Raw genomic sequence first — 18,856 nt, forward strand, 5'->3', positions numbered from 1 at the left:
GGGTTCCGCTAAGGTCTTTATGCCCAACGCGTGCTTTTATAAAGGAACGCAACATGGGCAATGTTGAAAGCAATTGATATTTCCGTCGCTCCTTAAGGAAATGTCTGACCAGATTGTGTCTGTCTGCCTTGTCGCTATTTCTATCGGCTGCGCAGGACCAAAGATTAACCATGGGTGACCAAATGCCTGATTCATTGCAACTCGTTATCGGCGCTGATCTCGCGGGGCAGCCGATCGCTCAGGCCATGCGCCTGGCGAACCGTCACGGTTTGATCGCGGGCGCTACCGGGACCGGCAAGACCGTCACCTTGCAACGAATGGCCGAAGCCTTCAGCGATGCCGGCGTGGCGGTGTTCGCCGCCGATATCAAGGGTGACCTTTGCGGTTTGGGCGCGGCCGGTAACCCTCAGGGCAAGATTGCCGAACGGATCGCCGGGATGCCCTGGCTGAACCATAAACCGGCCGCGTATCCGGTGACCCTGTGGGACATTCACGGTCAGTCCGGTCATCCATTGCGCACGACCTTGAGCGAAATGGGGCCGTTGCTGCTGGGCAGCCTGCTGGAACTGACAGACAGCCAGCAGTCGGCGCTGTATGCCGCCTTCAAGGTCGCGGACCGCGAAGGCCTGCTGTTGCTGGATTTGAAAGACCTGAAAGCGCTGCTCAATCACCTCAAGGACAACCCGGAACTGCTGGGAGACGACGCGGCGCTGATGACCACCGGTTCCAGCCAGGCGCTGTTGCGGCGCCTGGCAACCCTTGAGCAGCAGGGCGCCGAGGCCCTGTTCGGCGAACCGGCGCTGCAACTCGAAGACATTCTGCAGCCGACCGCCGATGGTCGTGGGCGCATTCATTTGCTCGATGCCAGTCGCTTGGTGCATGAAGCACCGAAGGTTTACGCAACGTTCCTGCTGTGGCTGCTGGCCGAACTGTTCGAGCAACTGCCGGAGCGCGGCGATTCGGACAAACCGCTGCTGGCGCTGTTTTTCGATGAGGCGCACTTGTTGTTCGCCGGCACGCCCAAGGCCTTGCAGGATCGTCTGGAACAGGTGGTACGGCTGATTCGTTCAAAGGGCGTGGGCGTGTATTTCGTCACTCAGTCGCCGGGCGACCTGCCGGATGACGTGTTGGCGCAACTGGGCCTGCGCATCCAGCACGGCTTGCGCGCGTTCACCGCCAAGGAGCAGAAATCGCTGCGGGCGGTGGCCGATGGCTTCCGGCCGAATCCGGCGTTCGATGCCTTGTCGGTGCTGACTGAGCTGGGTATCGGCGAAGCGCTGGTCGGCACCTTGCAGGACAAGGGCACGCCGGAGATGGTCCAGCGTGTTCTGGTAGCGCCGCCGCAGTCGCGGATCGGACCACTGAGCGACACCGAGCGCACCGTGCTGATCGGCGGCTCGCCGTTCAAGGGGCGGTATGACAAACCGATCGATCGCGAATCGGCGTATGAAGTGCTGATGGGACGCAAGGGGTTGGCGCCGGAGCCCGAGGCCGCACCGGGCAAACCGGCGGCTGAGGAGCCGAGCTTCACCGAACAGGCCGGGGAGTTCCTAGGCACGGCGGCGGGGCAGGCGTTGAAATCGGCGATGCGTCAGGCGGCCAACAAGCTTGGTCGCGAGTTGGTGCGGGGATTGATGGGGTCGTTACTTGGCGGCAGCAAACGCCGCTGACACTTGTAGGAGCGAGCCTGCTCGCCATAGCGGCATATCAGTCAACGAATGCGTTGAATGTTACATCGCTATTGCGAACAGGCTCGCTCCCACATGGGCTCGGTGTCAGGTTTTAGACTTGGCGTGCGCCGCCAACCGCTCCAGCGCCGCTCGCAGATTCGGATCGCTGATGCCATCGGCCGTCGCCTGAATGGTCGCCGCCGCATCATTCGACAAATCCATGGTATGCCCGACCGCACCTTGCTGAACGGTAGGCGGCTGGACCTTGAACAGGATTCGCGTGAGGCTGGCGAACTCGTCGAACATTTGCAGTTGCCGTTGCAGACGCTTTTGCTGGTAACGCAGGCGGGTAGCCCAATGCCCGTCAGTGACGATCAGCAACAAACTACCCTCGCGCCACGAGGCAACATGGCAGTGTTCGCGAGCGGCGGGTTGCAGTTGGCTTTCGAGCAGACGTTGCAGATGTCCAAGGCGTTGAGCGTGGCCGAGAATGGCTTTGAGCGGCTTGGCTTCGCGAAGCAGAACGGCGGGTGCGCGGGCCGTAAGAGGGCGAAATGCCATGATCCAACACCTGAAGTTACAGAGTCGCCATGGTAGCAGAAAGCACCGAATGCACTCGCCCATTGCTTTTGTGGATGCTTTACCCATTAAATCAACAACTAACTTCTGCCTTGAACGGCTTGAAGTTGAGCAAAACGCCCCTATTTTAAGTGAGCCCCGTCAAAGCGCAGTGCCAGCATCGTGGAATATCGCCACTTTCCTCACTTCCGTTTCCGGGTAGAATGCTCGTTCGCATGCGGCCATGAGGGCTGCACGGGCGACTCACGGGGCCGCCCTCCATCCCTTTAGTGTGGAAGATCCTGCCGATATGTTTGCGCCTTTGTTAAAGAAACTTTTTGGAAGCAAGAATGAGCGTGAAGTCAAACGCATGCTCAAGACGGTGCAACTCGTCAATGCCTTCGAAGAGCAAATGGTAGCCCTTTCGGACGATCAATTGCGTGCCAAGACGGATGAGTTCAAGGCCCGCGTCGCCAAAGGGGAATCCCTCGACAAGCTGCTGCCAGAAGCCTTTGCGGTCGCCCGCGAAGCCGGCAAGCGCGTCATGGGTATGCGCCACTTCGATGTCCAACTGATCGGCGGCATGACCTTGCATGAAGGCAAGATCGCCGAAATGCGTACCGGTGAAGGCAAGACCCTGGTGGCAACACTGGGCGTTTACCTCAACGCATTGTCCGGCAAGGGCGTGCACGTTGTGACGGTGAACGACTACCTGGCCCGTCGTGACGCCAACTGGATGCGTCCGCTCTACGAGTTCCTCGGCCTGACGGTCGGCGTAGTCACGCCATTCCAGCCGCCGGAAGAGAAACGCGTGGCCTATGCCGCCGACATCACCTACGGCACCAACAACGAATTCGGTTTCGATTACCTGCGCGACAACATGGCGTTCAGCATGGAAGAAAAATTCCAGCGCGAACTCAATTTTGCCGTGATCGACGAAGTCGACTCCATCCTCATCGACGAAGCCCGTACCCCGCTGATCATTTCCGGTCAGGCCGAGGACAGCTCCAAGCTGTACATCGAGATCAACAAACTGATCCCGCAGCTGGAATTGCACGTCGAAGAAGTCGAAGGCGAAGTCACCAAGGCCGGCCACTACACCGTTGACGAGAAGACCCGCCAGGTCGAACTCAACGAAGCCGGTCACCAGTTCGTCGAAGAATCGCTGACCAGCCTCGGCCTGCTGGCCGAAGGCGAGAGCCTGTACTCGGCACACAACCTGAGCCTGCTGACTCACGTTTACGCCGGTCTGCGCGCGCACAAGCTGTTCCACCGCAACGTCGAATACATCGTGCAGGACGGTCAGGTTGTGCTGGTCGACGAACACACCGGTCGCACCATGCCGGGTCGTCGTCTGTCCGAAGGCCTGCACCAGGCCATCGAAGCCAAGGAAAACCTGAACATCCAGGCCGAGAGCCAGACCCTGGCATCGACCACATTCCAGAACTACTTCCGTCTGTACAACAAACTGTCCGGCATGACCGGTACGGCCGACACCGAAGCGTTCGAGTTCCATCAGATCTATGGCCTGCAGGTCCTCGTCATTCCGACGAACAAGCCGCTGGCCCGTAAAGACTACAACGACCTGGTGTTCCTGACCGCCGACGAGAAATACGCGGCCATCGTCAACGACATCAAGGAAAGCATGGCCGCCGGCCGTCCGGTGCTGGTGGGTACCGCGACCATTGAAACGTCCGAGCGCATGTCCGACCTGCTCAACAAGGAAGGCATCGAGCACAAGGTTCTGAACGCCAAGTTCCACGAAAAAGAAGCCGAGATCATCGCCCAGGCCGGTCGCCCAGGCGCACTGACCATCGCCACCAACATGGCCGGTCGTGGTACCGACATCCTGTTGGGCGGCAACTGGGAAGTGGAAGTCGCTTCGCTGGAAAACCCGACCCCTGAGCAGATTGCCCAGATCAAGGCCGACTGGCAGAAGCGTCACCAGCAAGTGCTCGAATCGGGCGGTTTGCAGGTGATCGCTTCCGAGCGTCACGAATCGCGCCGTATCGACAACCAGTTGCGTGGTCGTGCCGGTCGCCAGGGTGACGCCGGTTCCAGCCGTTTCTACCTGTCGCTGGAAGACAGCCTGATGCGCATCTTTGCCTCTGACCGGGTGAAGAACTTCATGAAAGCCCTGGGCATGCAGCCTGGCGAAGCGATCGAGCACCGCATGGTGACCAACGCCATCGAAAAGGCTCAGCGCAAAGTTGAAGGCCGCAACTTCGACATTCGTAAACAACTGCTCGAGTTCGACGACGTCAACAACGAACAGCGTAAAGTGATCTATCACATGCGTAACACGTTGCTGGCCGCTGACAACATCGGTGAAACCATCGCCGATTTCCGTCAGGACGTGCTCAACGCTACCGTCAGCGCGCACATTCCACCGCAATCGCTGCCTGAGCAGTGGGACGTGGCGGGTCTGGAAGCCGCGTTGCAGAGCGACTTCGGTGTGGCGCTGCCGATCCAGCAGTGGCTCGACGAAGACGATCACCTGTACGAAGAAACCCTGCGCGAAAAACTGATGCAGGAACTGATTGCAGCGTACAACGAGAAAGAAGACCAGGCGGGCGCCGAAGCGCTGCGCACTTTCGAGAAGCAAATCGTTCTGCGCGTGCTGGACGACCTGTGGAAAGACCACCTGTCGACCATGGATCACCTGCGTCACGGCATCCACTTGCGTGGCTATGCCCAGAAGAACCCGAAGCAGGAATACAAGCGCGAGTCGTTCACGCTGTTCTCCGAGCTGCTGGATTCGATCAAGCGCGACTCGATCCGTGTGCTATCGCACGTTCAGGTTCGCCGCGAAGATCCGATCGAAGAAGAGCAGCGCCTGCGTCAGGAAGCCGAAGCACTGGCCGCTCGCATGCAATTCCTGCATGAAGAAGCCCCAGGCATGGAGCAGCCGGAGCCGTTGGGTGAAGAGGTCGATGTGGCCCTCGCCACCGCACCGGTTCGCAACGAGCAGAAGCTGGGCCGCAACGAGCTGTGCTACTGCGGTTCGGGCAAGAAGTTCAAGCATTGCCACGGGCAGATCCAGTAAAACCCGTTTCAATCGCTGAAATACCCGCGCCGCGACCGGCTGATGCCGTCGCGGCGTTTTGCCATTTAAATCACCGCTCCTGCCGAGCGGTGCAGACATCATCTAGTTAGGAGCGCATTCATGGCTGTTGGTCTTGGTCCTTTGCCAACGTTGCACCCGGTTGCCGGTTTTGAACTCGGTATCGCCTCGGCCGGCATCAAGCGCCCGGGGCGCAAGGATGTTGTGGTCATGCGCTGTATCGAAGGCTCCACGGTTGCCGGCGTGTTCACCCTGAACGCCTTTTGCGCGGCACCGGTGATCCTGGCCAAGCAGCGCGTGCAAGGCCCGGTGCGTTACCTCCTGACCAACACCGGCAATGCCAACGCCGGTACCGGCGAGCCGGGCCTGGTCGCCGCCGAACGCACCTGCACCAAACTGGCCGAGCTGACCGGCGTGGACGCCAGCCAGGTGCTGCCGTACTCCACCGGTGTGATCGGTGAGCCGCTGCCGGTCGAGAAGATCGAAGGCGCGCTGCAAGCCGCTCTCGACGATCTGTCGGTCAACAACTGGGAAGCTGCCGCCACTGGGATCATGACCACCGACACCCTGCCCAAAGGTGCGAGCCGCCAGTTCCAGCACGACGGCGTGACCATCACGGTCACCGGCATTAGCAAAGGCGCCGGCATGATTCGTCCGAACATGGCGACCATGCTCGGCTACATCGCCACCGACGCCAAAGTCTCCCGCGACGTGCTGCAAAACCTGATGCTGGACGGCGCCAACAAGTCGTTCAACCGCATCACCATCGACGGCGACACCTCGACCAACGACTGCTGCATGCTGATCGCTACCGGTCAGGCGGCCTTGCCGGAAATCACCCGCGCTGAAGGCGAACTGTTCGCCAAGCTCAAACAGGCGGTGTTTGAAGTGTGCATGGACGTGGCCCAGGCCATCGTTCGAGACGGCGAAGGCGCGACCAAGTTCGTGACCGTTGAAGTCAACGGCGGCGGCAATCACCAGGAATGCCTGGACGTCGGTTACACCGTTGCTCACTCGCCACTGATCAAGACCGCGCTGTTCGCCTCCGATCCGAACTGGGGCCGTATCCTGGCCGCTGTCGGCCGTGCCGGCGTACCGAACCTGGACGTAAGCAAGATCGACGTGTTCCTCGGCGATGTGTGCATCGCCAGCCGTGGCGCCCGCGCCGCGACCTACACCGAAGCCCAGGGCGCGGCGGTGATGCAGCAGGAAGAAATCACCATCCGTATCGAGTTGGGTCGCGGTGATTGCAGCGAAACCATCTGGACGACTGACCTGTCCCACGAGTACGTGAAGATCAACGCCGAGTACCGTACGTAAGACCGAGTCGGTCGCCCATCGCTAGCAGGCTAGCTCCCACAGTGGACTTGTGCACACCTCGAATCACTGTGTGAGCGAGCCTGCTCGCGATGGCGGTTTGCCGGTCAGCCACTAGACTGGCTTGTCCCTTTATCTAAAGGTCCCGAACATGAGCCTGCACCTGATCATCGGCGACAAACTGCTTTCCTCCTGGTCCCTGCGTGGCGCCCTGGCGCTCGATCTGACCGGTGCCGCCTACACCGAAGAACTGATCAAGCTGAACCGGCCGGACACCCGCGAGCGTCTGCTCAAGCATTCGCCGACCGGCAGAGTCCCGCTGTTGAAGACCGAACACGGCACCATCGCCGATTCCCTGGCGATTGCCGAATACCTGGCTGAGCAGTTCCCGGACGCGGGTCTGTGGCCCAAAGACACCGCTGCTCGCGCCCAGGCACGGTCAGCATGCGCGCAGATGCACAGCGGATTCTTCGCCATGCGCGGCAACATGCCGTTTGACCTGAGCCATGACGCGCCACTGTCGCCGCTCCCGGCGGATGTGCAGGCGGACATCGAACGTATGTCGGCGTTGTGGGCCGAGTGCCGTACGGCCGCAACAGAAGCGGGTCCTTACCTGTTTGGTCGCATCAGTTTGGCTGACGTGTTCTTTGCCCCGATCGCTGTGCGCCTGCGCACCTATCGGGTGAAGCTGTCCGCGGCGGACGAAGCGTATATTGAAACCATCTACCAATGGCCAGCCTTCAAGGCCTGGCAAAAGGCCGGACTGGAGGAAAACGAGCGGTGAAACGAGTACACGTAGCGGCAGCCGTTATCCGTGACGACAGCGGCAAGATCCTGATTGCCCGCCGTGCCGATACCCAACACCAGGGCGGCCTGTGGGAGTTTCCCGGTGGCAAGGTCGAGGCCGACGAGTCGGTGGAAACCGCGCTGGCGCGCGAGCTTCAAGAAGAGCTGGGCATCGTGGTCAACGCGGCCCGCCCGTTGATCAAGGTGCGTCACGATTACCCGGACAAGCAGGTGTTACTGGATGTCTGGGAAGTCTCGGCGTTCAGTGGCGAGCCCCACGGCGCCGAAGGCCAGCCATTGGCCTGGGTGACGGGGCGTGATTTGTCGGGTTATGAATTCCCCGAGGCCAACCGGCCAATCGTCGCCGCGGCGCGGCTGCCCGCGCAGTATCTGATCACACCGGAAGATCTCGAAACCCCGGCCTTGCTGCGGGGGATTCAGAAAGCCATCGCCGGTGGCATCAAGCTGATTCAGTTGCGTGCGCCGAACGGTTACGACCCGAAGTACCGCGACCTGGCTGTGGATGCGGTAGGGCTGTGTGCTGGCAAAGCGCAGTTGATGATCAAGGGGCCGTTCGAGTGGCTGGGAGACTTCCCGTCCGCCGGTTGGCACATCACCTCGGCGCAACTGCGCAAGTACGCGGCGGCCGGTCGGCCGCTGCCGGCCTCGCGCTGGCTGGCGGCGTCCTGCCATAACGCCGAGGAACTGGCGCTGGCTGAAGAGATGGGCGTCGACTTCGTGACCTTGTCACCGGTGCAACCGACGCTGACGCATCCGGGGGCTGAGCCGCTGGGTTGGGAGCAGGCGTCGACGTTGATCGAAGGGTTCAGCAAACCGGTGTTCTTGCTCGGTGGTGTCGGCCCGGCGGAAGTTCAGAAGGCTTGGGCGGCGGGGGCGCAGGGTGTGGCGGGGATTCGGGCGTTTTGGCCTGAGGCTTGATTTTCCAATGATGCAGATTGCCTCATCGCTAGCAGCTAGCTCCCACAGGTTCTGTGTGAACCACAAACTCACTGTGGGAGCTAGCCTGCTAGCGATAAGGGCCTTGCAGGCGCGGATTAAACTTGAGGCTTCGCCGCCGCCTGCCAAAGAATCTCGGCAACCCCCTGACGCTTGGCGATCACCCGCGCCACCACAAACAACAAATCCGACAGGCGATTGATGTACGCCAGGCCGGCCTCGGCCAGCGGCTCAAGTGCATTCAACTGCTGGCAGCGGCGCTCGGCGCTGCGCGCCAGGCTGCGGCAGACATGGGCCTGGGCAATCAAGGCTGAGCCACCCGGCAGAATGAAATTCTCCAGCGGTCCCAGTTCTTCATTCCACACATCAATCGCCGCTTCCAGGCGTTCGATTTCTGCTGCGTTCAACGCCTGATACTCCGGCATCGCCAGTTCGCCACCGAGGTCGAACAACCGATGCTGACAGGGTGCCAACACCTCGATCACTTCCTTTAGTCCCGGATACTCGGCACTTTGCGCGGCGAGCCCGGCCAGCAGTACGCCGACCTGACTGTTCAGCGAATCAACCTCGCCAATGGCCTCAATCCTTGGGTGGTCCTTGGGTACGCGGCGGCCATCGCCCAGTCCGGTTTCGCCTTTGTCGCCAGTGCGGGTGTAAATCTTCGACAAGCGAAAGCCCATGGGTTACCTCGATAGCTGATTGAGTTCTTGAGAGACGAGCGGGGTGCCCGCCAATGGCAGGCGCAAGGTGAAACAGGTGCCTTGGCCGAGGGTCGATTGCACTTCCATCTGGCCCTTGTGGTTGTTGGTGATGATGAAATACGAAACTGACAGCCCGAGACCGGTGCCCTGGCCAATCTCCTTGGTGGTAAAGAACGGTTCGAACGTACGCTTGCGCACGTTTTCGCTCATGCCGATGCCATTGTCCTCGACCTGGATTTCCGCCCAGGGTGGGTTGAGTCGGGTGCGCAGAATGATTCGCCCCGGCTCACTGTCGTCTTCACGCTGGTGAATGGCCTGGGCGGCGTTTTTCAGCAGGTTGAGCAGGACCTGTTCCAGTTCGTTGGCGGTGCCGGGCACCGGGCCGAGTGCCGGGTCGAACTGGCGAATGATGGCCTGGCCCTTGAAGTCGAAACCGATCGCCAGGTCAAAGTCGTTACCGGCGATTTCCACCGCTTGGTCGATCAGCGCCGGCAGGTCGCACGGGGCCATTTGCCGGGTGCTGCGACGGCTGAAACTGAGCATGTGGGTGACGATCTTCGCCGCGCGGGCGCCGGCCTGCTGAATGCCGTCGAGTAGCTGCGGCACCTCCCGCGCTTGCAGGTAACGGTTGACCGTCGACAGCTCGACGCCAACCTGTTCGGCCTGTTCGAGGTTCTTCGGCAGTTCGGGGGACAGGCGTCGGCGAATGTTCTGCACGTTGTGCAGGATCGCCCCCAGCGGGTTATTGATCTCATGGGCCATGCCGGCAGCAAGACCGCCGACGGAGAGCATTTTCTCCGACTGCACCATCATTTCTTCCAGCGACAGGCGTTGGGTGATGTCATCGATCCGGATCACCACACCACGTCCGGCACCGCCCATCAGCGGATAGAACGTCAGGGCGTAATGGCGCGCGTCATCGTCCTTGATCCAGGTGACGCGCTCGATCTTGGCCACCGTGTGCTGCTCGACAGTTTGCTTGAGTTGCGGCAGAAACGGCTTGAGCGGCTCGAAGGCGAGGAAGATCGGTTGATTCAGGGCTTCGTCCAGGCGAGTGCCGGAGAGGGCGCTGGCCTCCTGGTTCCATTGCGTCACGTAGAGCTGTTCGTCGAGGGCGATCAGCGCCGACGGCATGGAGTCGATGATGCTGTTGAGGTAGTTCTGGAACCCGGTGAGTTTTTTCTCGATCTTGCTGCGCACCTGGACTTCGAGCTCCAGCTTGCGGTTGGTGTGGCGGGTCTCCTCGGCCAGTCCCTGGGCCTGGTCATAAGCAGCCTGGGAATCATCCCGGGCACGCTTGAGTTGCTGCTCCCGTGCCTCGATGCGCGACAGCATGGTGTTGAACGCCTCGGCCAGGCTGCCGATTTCATCGTGGTTGCCCCGGGAGGCGCGCAAGGCGTAGTTCTCTTCCCGAGTGACCTGCCGGGACAGCTCTTCGAGTTGATGGATCGGTCGGGTGATCAGGCGTTTGATCTGCCGTGCGATGATCAGCCACAACAGCACACTGAAGATCAGAATCCCGAGGCTGGCGGTCAGGGTCCCGGTGTAGAACGCCATCGGCAACTCGCTGCTGGCCACCAGCAATAAATGGCCGGGCGCGGCACCGGGGCGGGGCAGGGTGATGACTTGATTGCTGCGAAACTCGGTGGCTTGCCAGGTTTCGATATGTCGGTAACGTTCCGGCAATTTCAAGTGATCGCCATGCTGCAACTGCGCCAGGCGTTCGCCCCTGCCGTCGTACAGTGCCGCGGCACGTAACGGCGAGTAGCTGTTGAGTTCGTCGAGTAGGCGTTGAGCGCTTTGCGGTGAAGTCAGCGCTTCGGAGATCAGGCTCGGGTTCGACACCAGGCGGCCGATGGTCTGCAAGGCCTGGGGCGCCATGCTTTCCTGGGAGATGTAATACGCGGCGCTGATAAAGGTCAGGTTGGCGACCAGCAGAACAGTGGTCAACAACACCAACAGGGCGGCCAGTAGTTTCTGGCCGACCGGCAGGTTTTCAAGGCGCTGGCGCAATGGCATCAGGTTTATCGCTGCAAAGGAACAAGTGGCCAGCGTAGCCGCTGCTCAGTCGCTGGGCAATCCAAGGCTGTGCAGGCGGTTGATCAGCCTCTGTTGCAACTGATTGATGTGCGGCAGGTTCAATTGATGCCGGGAGGCGACTTTGCAGGCATGGCCCAGCAGGTAGCTGATTTCGGTGCGGCGCCGGTTGCTGACGTCCTGGTACATCGACGAGTAATTGGCGGCGGTCGCGTGGATCACCCGTTCGACTTCCTGTTGCAGGTTCTCGGCGGCGGCAGGCTGACCGCAACGCTCAAGCAGTTCGGTGAGCTCGCCGCAGAGAGTGGCGACTTCGCAGCTATGGTCCTGCAAACCGCCATTGCGACAGTCGTGCAGCACCGTCAGCGGGTTGATTGCACAATTGAGCGCCAGTTTGCGCCACAGCCGGGTCAGGATTTCAGTGCTCCACTGATGGGGAATGCCGGCGGCATCGAGATCATCCAGCCAAATCGGTGCAACGGGATGGCCGGCATCTCCCAGCCAGGTGAAGCCATGTCCGGCGAACACCACGCGCCAGTCACCATCGCGAAAGGCGCCCTCGGTGCTTGAGGCGTAAATACAGCGCGCCTGCGGAACCTGCGCCGCCACCGCGTCCTGACTACCCAGACCGTTCTGCAACAGAACCAGTTCGGCGCCGGCAGCGAGGCGAGGTGCCAATTGCGCAACGGCCTGTTCGGCGTCGTAGGCTTTGCAGGCGACCAGCAGGCGATTGATCGGTGCTTCGCCGTCGGGTGTTTCGGCGGGCACCGGGTAGTGCTGTGTTTCGCCGTGTTCGACCAGTGTCAGCCCGCCAGCCGCCTCATAAGCCTGCAAGCGCGCGGCATCGCGCACGATCAGCCGCACCGGCACCCCGGCCCGAGCCAAACGCGTGGCCCATAACGTGCCGAGACTGCCGGCGCCGAGGATATGCCAGGTGGTGGACATCAGCTTTTTGCCTTGTTTGACGCGCGCATGGACGGCTCGCAGTGAATGATGGGAAAGACCCGTTATAATCAGCGCGGATTTTTACCGCAAGCCAGGCGTGCTCCATCTTGATCGAGCGCCCCCTATTTATTGGAGAGATTACATGCCGTCGTTCGACGTGGTATCCGAACTGGACAAACACGAAGTCACCAACGCGGTCGAGAACGCCGTCAAGGAACTCGATCGTCGCTATGACCTGAAAGGCAAAGGCAGCTTCGAGTTCAAGGAAAAGGACCTGACCGTCAACCTGACCGCAGAGGCCGATTTCCAGCTTGAAGCGATGATTGAGATCCTCAAGCTGGCCCTGGTCAAGCGCAAAATCGATGTGCAGTGCCTTGAAGTCAAGGACGCGTTCGCATCGGGCAAGCTGATGAAGCAGGAAGCCGTCCTCAAGGAAGGCATCGACAAGGAGCTGGCGAAAAAGATCGTCGCTCACATCAAGGACGCCAAGCTCAAGGTCCAGGCCGCCATTCAGGGCGAGCAGGTCCGTGTTACCGGCAAGAAGCGTGATGATCTGCAGGAAGCCATCGCGGCCCTGCGCGCCAAGGAGTTCGGCATGCCGCTGCAGTTCAACAACTTCCGCGACTGACATAAAAGCGGGAACCTCTCGGCGTTTTTGGCGTCCGACCCCCAAGCAACGGTGGAAACGATTGAGCCTGGACGGGCTCAGTCTTTTCTGCCGTTTATTTTTCGTGTGCCGGGTAGCCGGACATCAGGAGAACGAACATGGATTTGAACGCTGAGGTAGACAACCTGGTCAAGGTGTCCCAATCGTGGATCCCGATGATTATGGAATACGGCAGCCGTGTACTGCTGGCGGTCATCACCCTGGCCATCGGCTGGTGGTTGATCAACAAAGTCACGAAAAAACTCGGCGGGCTGATCGCCCTGCGTAACGCAGACCTGGCCCTGCAAGGTTTCATCAGCAGCCTGGCGAACATCATTCTGAAGATTCTGCTGATCGTCAGCGTGGCGTCGATGATCGGAGTGGAAACCACCTCGTTCGTGGCGGCTATCGGTGCGGCCGGCCTGGCCATCGGTCTGGCATTGCAGGGCAGCCTGGCGAACTTCGCAGGCGGCGTGCTGATTCTGCTGTTCCGTCCGTTTCGCATTGGTGACTGGATTGAAGCCCAGGGTGTTGCCGGCACTGTCGACAGTATCCAGATCTTCCACACCGTGCTGCGCACCGGCGATAACAAAACCATCATCGTGCCGAACGGTAACCTGTCGAATGGCATCATCACCAACACCAACCGTCAGCCGACCCGTAAGGTAGTGTTTGATGTGGGGGTCGATTACGAGGCGGACTTGCAAAAGGCTCGTGAGGTGTTACTGGATCTGGCCAAGGATCCACGGGTTCTGACAGATCCGGAGCCTCAGGCCGTGATCTCGACCCTGGGCGACAGTGCGATCACTGTTTCGCTGCGTGTATGGGTTAAAACGGCTGATTACTGGGATGTGATGTTCATGTTTAACGAGCAGTCCCGTGATCGTTTGAAAAAGGCCGGTATCGATATTCCATTTCCGCAGCGGGTTGTTCGTGTGGTTCAGGAAGCATCGGTACAGTAAGCCTGTTTTGTTTGTTACTGCATCAACCCAAGAGGTTAAAAATCTTTTGGGTTTTTTTGTGACTATTGATCAGTTTATGGAAAAAAAGTATTAACGTTATGCGCGGAAGTTGCTTGCTGCTGTTCGCAGTATGTGGCAGGCATAAAAAACGCCCACCTGAGGTGGTGGGCGTTTTTTGATCTACAGTACTTCCGGTCTTACACCCTGATTAGAGGATGTTCAGCGGGTACTCGATGATCAGGCGGGTGTCGTAGTTGTCACGCGAGTAGTTCTGGTATGCGCCGTTCGCACGGTAGTTGGCGAAACGAGCACGGAACGACAGGTCTTTGACCGGGCCTTCCTGCACAACGTACTTGGACTCGATGTTCCACTCGTTTTCTTTGCCTTCGCCAGCGTTGGCAACTTCGATGTTGTTACCCATTACGTAACGGGTCATGAAGCTCAGGCCCGGCACACCGTAGGTAGCCATGTTCAGGTCATAGCGAGCTTGGTAGGATTTCTCCTCGCGGCCCACGAAGTCGGAGATCTGGATGGAGTTGGAAACGAAGATGGTGCTGTTGCCGTCAACGCCGTAGTAGTAAGCGTTGTCACCGCTGGACTGCTGGTAAGCGAGGGTGAACTTGTGGGCGCCGAGGCTGTAGGCGGCTGCCAGGGACCACAGGTTGTTGTCTACGCCAGCAACGCCGTCGCCGCCGTCTGCGATTGAACCCAGAGCGAAAACTGTGTCACCACGCTTGTCACCTTTGGTTTTGTAACCGTTGAGGTCGAAGTTCAGCGACTGGTCGTCGGTGATTGGCAAGGTGTAGTTCAGGTTGATGTAGTACTTTTTAAAGTAGTCTTCAGCATCCGACGCAGCCAGGGCACCGGTGAAGTTATCAGTGAAGGCGTAGCTGCCACCAACGATGTTGATGTTCTTGCTCAGGCCTTTGCCGTGGTTGCCGTCTTCATCAGGAATACCGCCGATGCTGTCGCGAGCCATACCAGTTTGTGCGCTGATGGCGTTAAAGCGACCGGCATACACTTCCAGGCCTTTGATTTCCTTGGAAGTCAGCAGGGTACCGGTAGCAACTTCTGGCAGCATACGGCTGTCGTCGGTAGCCAATACCGGGCTGGCGACGAACTGCTGGCCCCATTTCACGACGGTGTCGGAGAGACGCAGTTTGACTGCACCGCCAACCTTGCCCTGGGATTTCTCTTCGTTATTGTCGCTATCGATTGCGAACAGGCCGTTACCGCGGTGGCCCGAGCCGCCGTCCAGTTTAACTGCGCCCATTGCCATGGCATCGAGACCGAAACCAACAGTACCTTGAGTGAAGCCCGACTCGTAAGTGAGCAACTGGCTGATACCGGAAGACTGGCGATAGCCGGAATCTGCGTTGTTGGACGCACCGTTTTTGTAATCGCGGTTCATGTACTCAAAACGGGTTTTGAGTTTCAGGCTCGAATCATCGAGGAAGCCCTTGGATTCGTCTTGAGAAGACGCCATTGCGAACTGCGAGGTGCCTGCTGCAACAGCCAGTGCGATCATGCTCCACTTCATCACGCGCATCGTGATTTGCTCCTTTGGTTTTTAGAAGAGTACTGCCGTCCCACCTGTTTTATTATCTGGGCGGCTCTTTCTTTTTGTGTCGGCGCAAACTTATATCACGCCGACAATGTTGGCGATACTTGCGCATCTAACCTTTCAGCTTCTTTACGAGCCTGTCGCAAACAGCTTGCTAGATGTCGCAAATTTACAGCCCCGATGCAACCGGACTGACAACTTTGATGCTGTTTTTCTGGGCTGGCGCATCGGTAAAAAGAGTCCCTGGTGAAACGTTTGAATCTCCATCGGGCTACCCTGCCACTGTTTTAATTGGTCTAAAGGTTCCCCGCTTCCAGCGGTGCCTTATAGACGATGTGGGTGTGAATGCAACAAGCGTGCACAAATGATCATTCCATGGATATTTTTTTCAAATGCGCCGCCTGGTGCCGTAAAAGGCTCATAAAACCGGGGGTTTCATCCTGCTGGTGTTTGGACTTGACGCCATCCTTCGCATCGTGTTGACCATCCTGTTACCGCCGCGTGACAACCAGAAACGTTACCGGTTCACCCCGCCATTGAGTAATCGGCGGATATGCGAAGCAGTTAGCGTAGACGCACTGTGCGGTTTTGGTGCAAAAAATTTTATTCGCTGTACTGAATCCATACAGCTTGGAGGCTCCCAGAGCATGAGCGCATCGTTGTGTTTCGGTCATTTCAGCGCTTTTTTTGGTGTCGCCGGTTCGGAAATGGTGCGTTTTGGTGAGAAGTGGTTCATCCCGGGGCGCTCTGGCGTCCATTACTGGAACCTCGGGGGATCGCAGTGTGGTTCGTCGTGAAGCTGGCGCCGTTCGCAGGTATGCTGCCGTCCAGTCGCTTGGTGCACGATCTCTCGGGATGGGCGCTAAGCTGAAAATTGATGACCTGGCGGGAGTGCGCGCAGTGTTCGCTTTAGATCCACGACTTCAACAAGACACGCTACCAATTGGTGATTTCCCGCTTTGCCGGTTGCTGTTGTCCAACGATTCGAACTATCCCTGGTTCATCCTGGTACCTCGTCGCGACGATATCAGCGAGATATTTCAGTTGGATGTCGCCGATCAACTGCAACTGTGGAAGGAAACCACCCAGTTGTCGGAGTTGCTCAAGGGCTCGTTCGACGCGGACAAGTTGAATGTCGCGGCCCTGGGCAATGTGGTCAGTCAGTTGCACATGCATGTAATCGTGCGTAAACGAGAGGACGCCGCCTGGCCCGCTCCGGTTTGGGGTAAACATCCGGCCAAGGCGTACAGCGCAGAGCAGGTCGCGGCGATTCGCGAGCGGTTGCGCCTGGTGCTGACCGATAATTTCACGTTCGTGGAGGGTTGAATCATGAGCCTGGAAGATCGCGTTACCGATCTGGAGAGTCAGTTGGCGTTTCAGGATGACACCATCCAGGCGTTGAATGATGTGCTGGCAGCGCAGCAGCGGGCGGTGGAGCGCCTGCAATTGCAGATGGCGGCGCTGCTCAAGCGCCAGGAAGAAATGGCCGGCCAGTTCGAGACGTTCGAAGAAGAGGCACCACCTCCGCACTACTGAAATGCAGGCAATAAAAAACCGCGAGCAGCCAGGCTGTTCGCGGTTTTTTTTGCCTCGGATCAGCGCCGCGGCAGGGCGGCGATCACATCTTCGGCTTGCAGGCCTTTATCACGATTCATCACGGAGAACTCCACGCGCTGGCCTTCGACCAGAACGCGGTGACCTTCACCGCGAATGGCCCGGAAGTGCACGAAAATATCGTCGCCGGAGTCGCGGGAAATGAAGCCGAAGCCTTTGGAGGTGTTGAACCACTTGACGGTGCCGGTGTCGCGGTTGCTCATGTCGTAGCTTGGCGAGGCGGCAGCCGGTGACGATTTGTAGAAGCTGATGGCCAGGTGCAGAAAAACAGCAACCAGGGCGGCGACCAGGCTGAACAGAACGGCAGGTTGACCGGCGATGACAGGCATCGGTGCGATCAGCGTCAGCGTTTGCAGAACGACAGCCAGAACCAGCAGGGCGCTGACCAGGTTTTGCAATTGATGACGTGGACCTTTGTTCCAGTAAGGGATGACGGGTGCAAGGGTAAGGTTAAGAAGGCCGAAAAGGGCCAAGTACAGTGCATCGGGTTGTTGCAGGTAAGGTACGGCTTCAGAGTGCAGGCTAGGGATAAAGGACAGCAGCAAGGCCGCTGCACCTATTAGCAGGTGGACGATTTTCAACATTTTGATTGACTCACGTTAAGGCAGCTCACAAGGAAGAGCTGATGAGGCACGGTTCGCTTCAGAACAATAGGAGGCGTTGGACACGTACCCGATATCAGCCTATGCGCAGCACCCAGAAAAAATAGGCACCCACGACACGCTGTCTATTTAACAGCAAAGCCGCAAGCTACTCAAATCAGGGCGTCCAGCGGTGTGTCGGGGGCGATTTGTCGCAGGCTCGTGGGTGATCCAGGGCTGCGATGCGGCGACAGGCTTGCTAGAGTGGTCCTGCACCTGTTGGATGAATTTCATCACCTTTAGGGGAAAAACATGGCAATCGATATCGGTATCAGTGAAGAGGATCGCAAGTCCATCGTCGACGGGCTCTCGCGTCTGCTGTCGGACACCTACGTACTTTATTTGAAAACCCATAACTTCCACTGGAACGTCACCGGGCCGATGTTCCGGACCCTGCACTTGATGTTCGAGGAGCAATACAACGAATTGGCCCTGGCGGTCGATTCGATTGCCGAGCGGATACGTGCCCTCGGTTTCCCTGCTCCCGGTGCTTACGCCGTTTATGCTCGTCTGTCCTCTATTAAAGAGGAGGAGGGCGTGCCTGCCGCCGAAGACATGATCAGGCAATTGGTCGAGGGGCAAGAGGCCGTCACCCGTACGGCTCGCGGGATCTTTCCGCTGCTCGACAAAGTCAGTGACGAGCCGACGGCTGATCTGCTGACCCAACGTATGCAGGTTCACGAAAAAACCGCATGGATGCTCCGCGCCCTGCTGGATCAGTAACACTTTGGCGCGCGAATGACGCCCTGTGTGCGCTGTTGGCGCGTCGCCTTGATCCCTCGAAAAGCCCCCGCCTGTTGACTGAATTTTCCTCAGGTTGAGCAGGAAAACCTGCGGTGTAGGACGCGCTCCACGATCTGCCCTTTGCTGTGGGCTTATCCTACGCGGTTGGTCATAAAGTCATCTGGATATAACTTTGCCCTCGCGGTTTTATAAGCGTGCTTATGAAAACCGCGAGATGGCAAAGGAGTGTCAACGACATGGTTTATGGAGACAGGCGAGACGAGAGGAGGATTGATCCTGTAAAGGACAAAAGGATTGATCAGTTTGTCAGTGAGTTCGATATGGGGCTGGTTCAGCCCTTGTCCCGGTCGGTGCGGTTGAATGGCTTCGCCACCTGTTTGCGACTTGAGCAGGTTTACTGGGACATTCTGGGCGAAATCGCCCGGCTCAATTGCTGCTCGGTCAGCGCGTTGTTGTCCCACGTGGATCGCGAAGTGCATTTGCGCCATGGTGGGGTGAAGAACTTCAGCGGACTGGTGCGGGTGGTCTGTGTTGTACACAGTCTCAAGGAAGGAGGTTGTGGGGTGATCGCCCAGTCTCGGCAGTGAAAGGGGTCGCATGTCGATCTGTGCAGTCTTACGGCTGCACAGGCCGCATTTAATGGATATAAT

17 protein-coding genes are annotated in these 18,856 nt (G+C 58.8%); 11 read left to right on the top strand and 6 right to left on the bottom strand.

Annotated elements, in window-relative coordinates:
- The first annotated feature begins 182 nt into the window (after positions 1-182).
- Positions 183-1,670 carry a helicase HerA-like domain-containing protein gene (locus ACNYC6_RS19605; protein WP_419708773.1) on the top strand — a complete coding sequence of 496 codons (1,488 nt, stop codon included), beginning with the start codon at positions 183-185 and terminating at the stop codon, positions 1,668-1,670.
- A 105-nt stretch (positions 1,671-1,775) separates the two neighbouring features.
- On the opposite strand, the gene ACNYC6_RS19610 is transcribed toward ACNYC6_RS19605, so the two are convergent.
- Entirely contained in the window at positions 1,776-2,231 is a 456-nt protein-coding gene (locus ACNYC6_RS19610) for a DUF721 domain-containing protein (protein WP_419708774.1), read from the bottom strand.
- Positions 2,232-2,538: 307 nt separating this feature from the next.
- Here ACNYC6_RS19610 and secA point away from each other — a divergent pair, with 307 nt between their 5' ends.
- The 4 genes from secA (at position 2,539) to ACNYC6_RS19630 (ending at position 8,334) form a co-directional block, all read left to right on the top strand.
- Complete coding sequence (gene secA / locus ACNYC6_RS19615) at positions 2,539-5,274, top strand: preprotein translocase subunit SecA (protein WP_419708775.1); 2,736 nt, start codon at positions 2,539-2,541, stop codon at positions 5,272-5,274.
- 120 nt (positions 5,275-5,394) lie between these two features.
- The gene (argJ, locus tag ACNYC6_RS19620) at positions 5,395-6,612 is read left to right on the top strand and encodes a bifunctional glutamate N-acetyltransferase/amino-acid acetyltransferase ArgJ (RefSeq protein ID WP_419708776.1); all 1,218 of its coding nucleotides are present in this window, start codon (positions 5,395-5,397) and stop codon (positions 6,610-6,612) included.
- A gap of 148 nt (positions 6,613-6,760) precedes the next feature.
- Positions 6,761-7,393: a glutathione S-transferase family protein gene (locus ACNYC6_RS19625; RefSeq protein ID WP_419708777.1), complete on the top strand. Its 633-nt coding sequence runs from the start codon at positions 6,761-6,763 to the stop codon at positions 7,391-7,393.
- The gene (locus ACNYC6_RS19630; protein WP_419708778.1) at positions 7,390-8,334 is read left to right on the top strand and encodes a Nudix family hydrolase; all 945 of its coding nucleotides are present in this window, start codon (positions 7,390-7,392) and stop codon (positions 8,332-8,334) included. Before ACNYC6_RS19625 ends, ACNYC6_RS19630 begins: the two co-directional genes overlap by 4 nt.
- Positions 8,335-8,450: 116 nt before the next feature.
- Here ACNYC6_RS19630 and ACNYC6_RS19635 read toward each other — a convergent pair whose 3' ends face one another.
- From ACNYC6_RS19635 to ACNYC6_RS19645, 3 genes are read right to left on the bottom strand one after another with little or no spacing between them, the layout of a single operon-like run.
- Positions 8,451-9,032, bottom strand: coding sequence for a cob(I)yrinic acid a,c-diamide adenosyltransferase (locus ACNYC6_RS19635; RefSeq protein ID WP_419708779.1), 582 nt, complete (start codon positions 9,030-9,032; stop codon positions 8,451-8,453).
- A gap of 3 nt (positions 9,033-9,035) precedes the next feature.
- The gene (locus ACNYC6_RS19640; protein ID WP_419708780.1) at positions 9,036-11,072 is read right to left on the bottom strand and encodes a sensor histidine kinase; all 2,037 of its coding nucleotides are present in this window, start codon (positions 11,070-11,072) and stop codon (positions 9,036-9,038) included.
- Between the two features lie 45 nt (positions 11,073-11,117).
- Entirely contained in the window at positions 11,118-12,035 is a 918-nt protein-coding gene (locus ACNYC6_RS19645; RefSeq protein WP_419708781.1) for a putative 2-dehydropantoate 2-reductase, read from the bottom strand.
- 142 nt (positions 12,036-12,177) lie between these two features.
- Here ACNYC6_RS19645 and ACNYC6_RS19650 point away from each other — a divergent pair, with 142 nt between their 5' ends.
- Both ACNYC6_RS19650 and ACNYC6_RS19655 read left to right on the top strand, forming a co-directional pair.
- Positions 12,178-12,663: a YajQ family cyclic di-GMP-binding protein gene (locus ACNYC6_RS19650; RefSeq protein ID WP_077045697.1), complete on the top strand. Its 486-nt coding sequence runs from the start codon at positions 12,178-12,180 to the stop codon at positions 12,661-12,663.
- A 137-nt stretch (positions 12,664-12,800) separates the two neighbouring features.
- The gene (locus tag ACNYC6_RS19655) at positions 12,801-13,643 is read left to right on the top strand and encodes a mechanosensitive ion channel family protein (RefSeq protein ID WP_419708782.1); all 843 of its coding nucleotides are present in this window, start codon (positions 12,801-12,803) and stop codon (positions 13,641-13,643) included.
- Between the two features lie 208 nt (positions 13,644-13,851).
- Here the strand turns inward: ACNYC6_RS19655 and ACNYC6_RS19660 are convergent, their stop codons facing one another.
- Complete coding sequence (locus ACNYC6_RS19660; RefSeq protein ID WP_419708783.1) at positions 13,852-15,192, bottom strand: OprD family porin; 1,341 nt, start codon at positions 15,190-15,192, stop codon at positions 13,852-13,854.
- 915 nt (positions 15,193-16,107) lie between these two features.
- Here ACNYC6_RS19660 and ACNYC6_RS19665 point away from each other — a divergent pair.
- Complete coding sequence (locus ACNYC6_RS19665) at positions 16,108-16,533, top strand: HIT domain-containing protein (RefSeq protein ID WP_419712985.1); 426 nt, start codon at positions 16,108-16,110, stop codon at positions 16,531-16,533.
- 3 nt (positions 16,534-16,536) lie between these two features.
- On the top strand, positions 16,537-16,743 hold the full coding sequence (locus tag ACNYC6_RS19670) for a SlyX family protein (protein WP_077045694.1): 207 nt from the start codon (positions 16,537-16,539) through the stop codon (positions 16,741-16,743).
- A 59-nt stretch (positions 16,744-16,802) separates the two neighbouring features.
- On the opposite strand, the gene ACNYC6_RS19675 is transcribed toward ACNYC6_RS19670, so the two are convergent.
- Positions 16,803-17,405 carry a cold shock domain-containing protein membrane protein gene (locus ACNYC6_RS19675; RefSeq protein WP_419708784.1) on the bottom strand — a complete coding sequence of 201 codons (603 nt, stop codon included), beginning with the start codon at positions 17,403-17,405 and terminating at the stop codon, positions 16,803-16,805.
- A gap of 309 nt (positions 17,406-17,714) precedes the next feature.
- Here ACNYC6_RS19675 and ACNYC6_RS19680 point away from each other — a divergent pair, with 309 nt between their 5' ends.
- Positions 17,715-18,185: a Dps family protein gene (locus ACNYC6_RS19680; RefSeq protein WP_150772351.1), complete on the top strand. Its 471-nt coding sequence runs from the start codon at positions 17,715-17,717 to the stop codon at positions 18,183-18,185.
- A 257-nt stretch (positions 18,186-18,442) separates the two neighbouring features.
- Positions 18,443-18,793, top strand: coding sequence for a ribbon-helix-helix domain-containing protein (locus ACNYC6_RS19685; RefSeq protein ID WP_419712986.1), 351 nt, complete (start codon positions 18,443-18,445; stop codon positions 18,791-18,793).
- The last annotated feature ends 63 nt before the right edge of the window (positions 18,794-18,856 follow it).

This window comes from Pseudomonas sp. NFX224, assembly GCF_048565165.1.
Taxonomy (GTDB): domain Bacteria; phylum Pseudomonadota; class Gammaproteobacteria; order Pseudomonadales; family Pseudomonadaceae; genus Aquipseudomonas.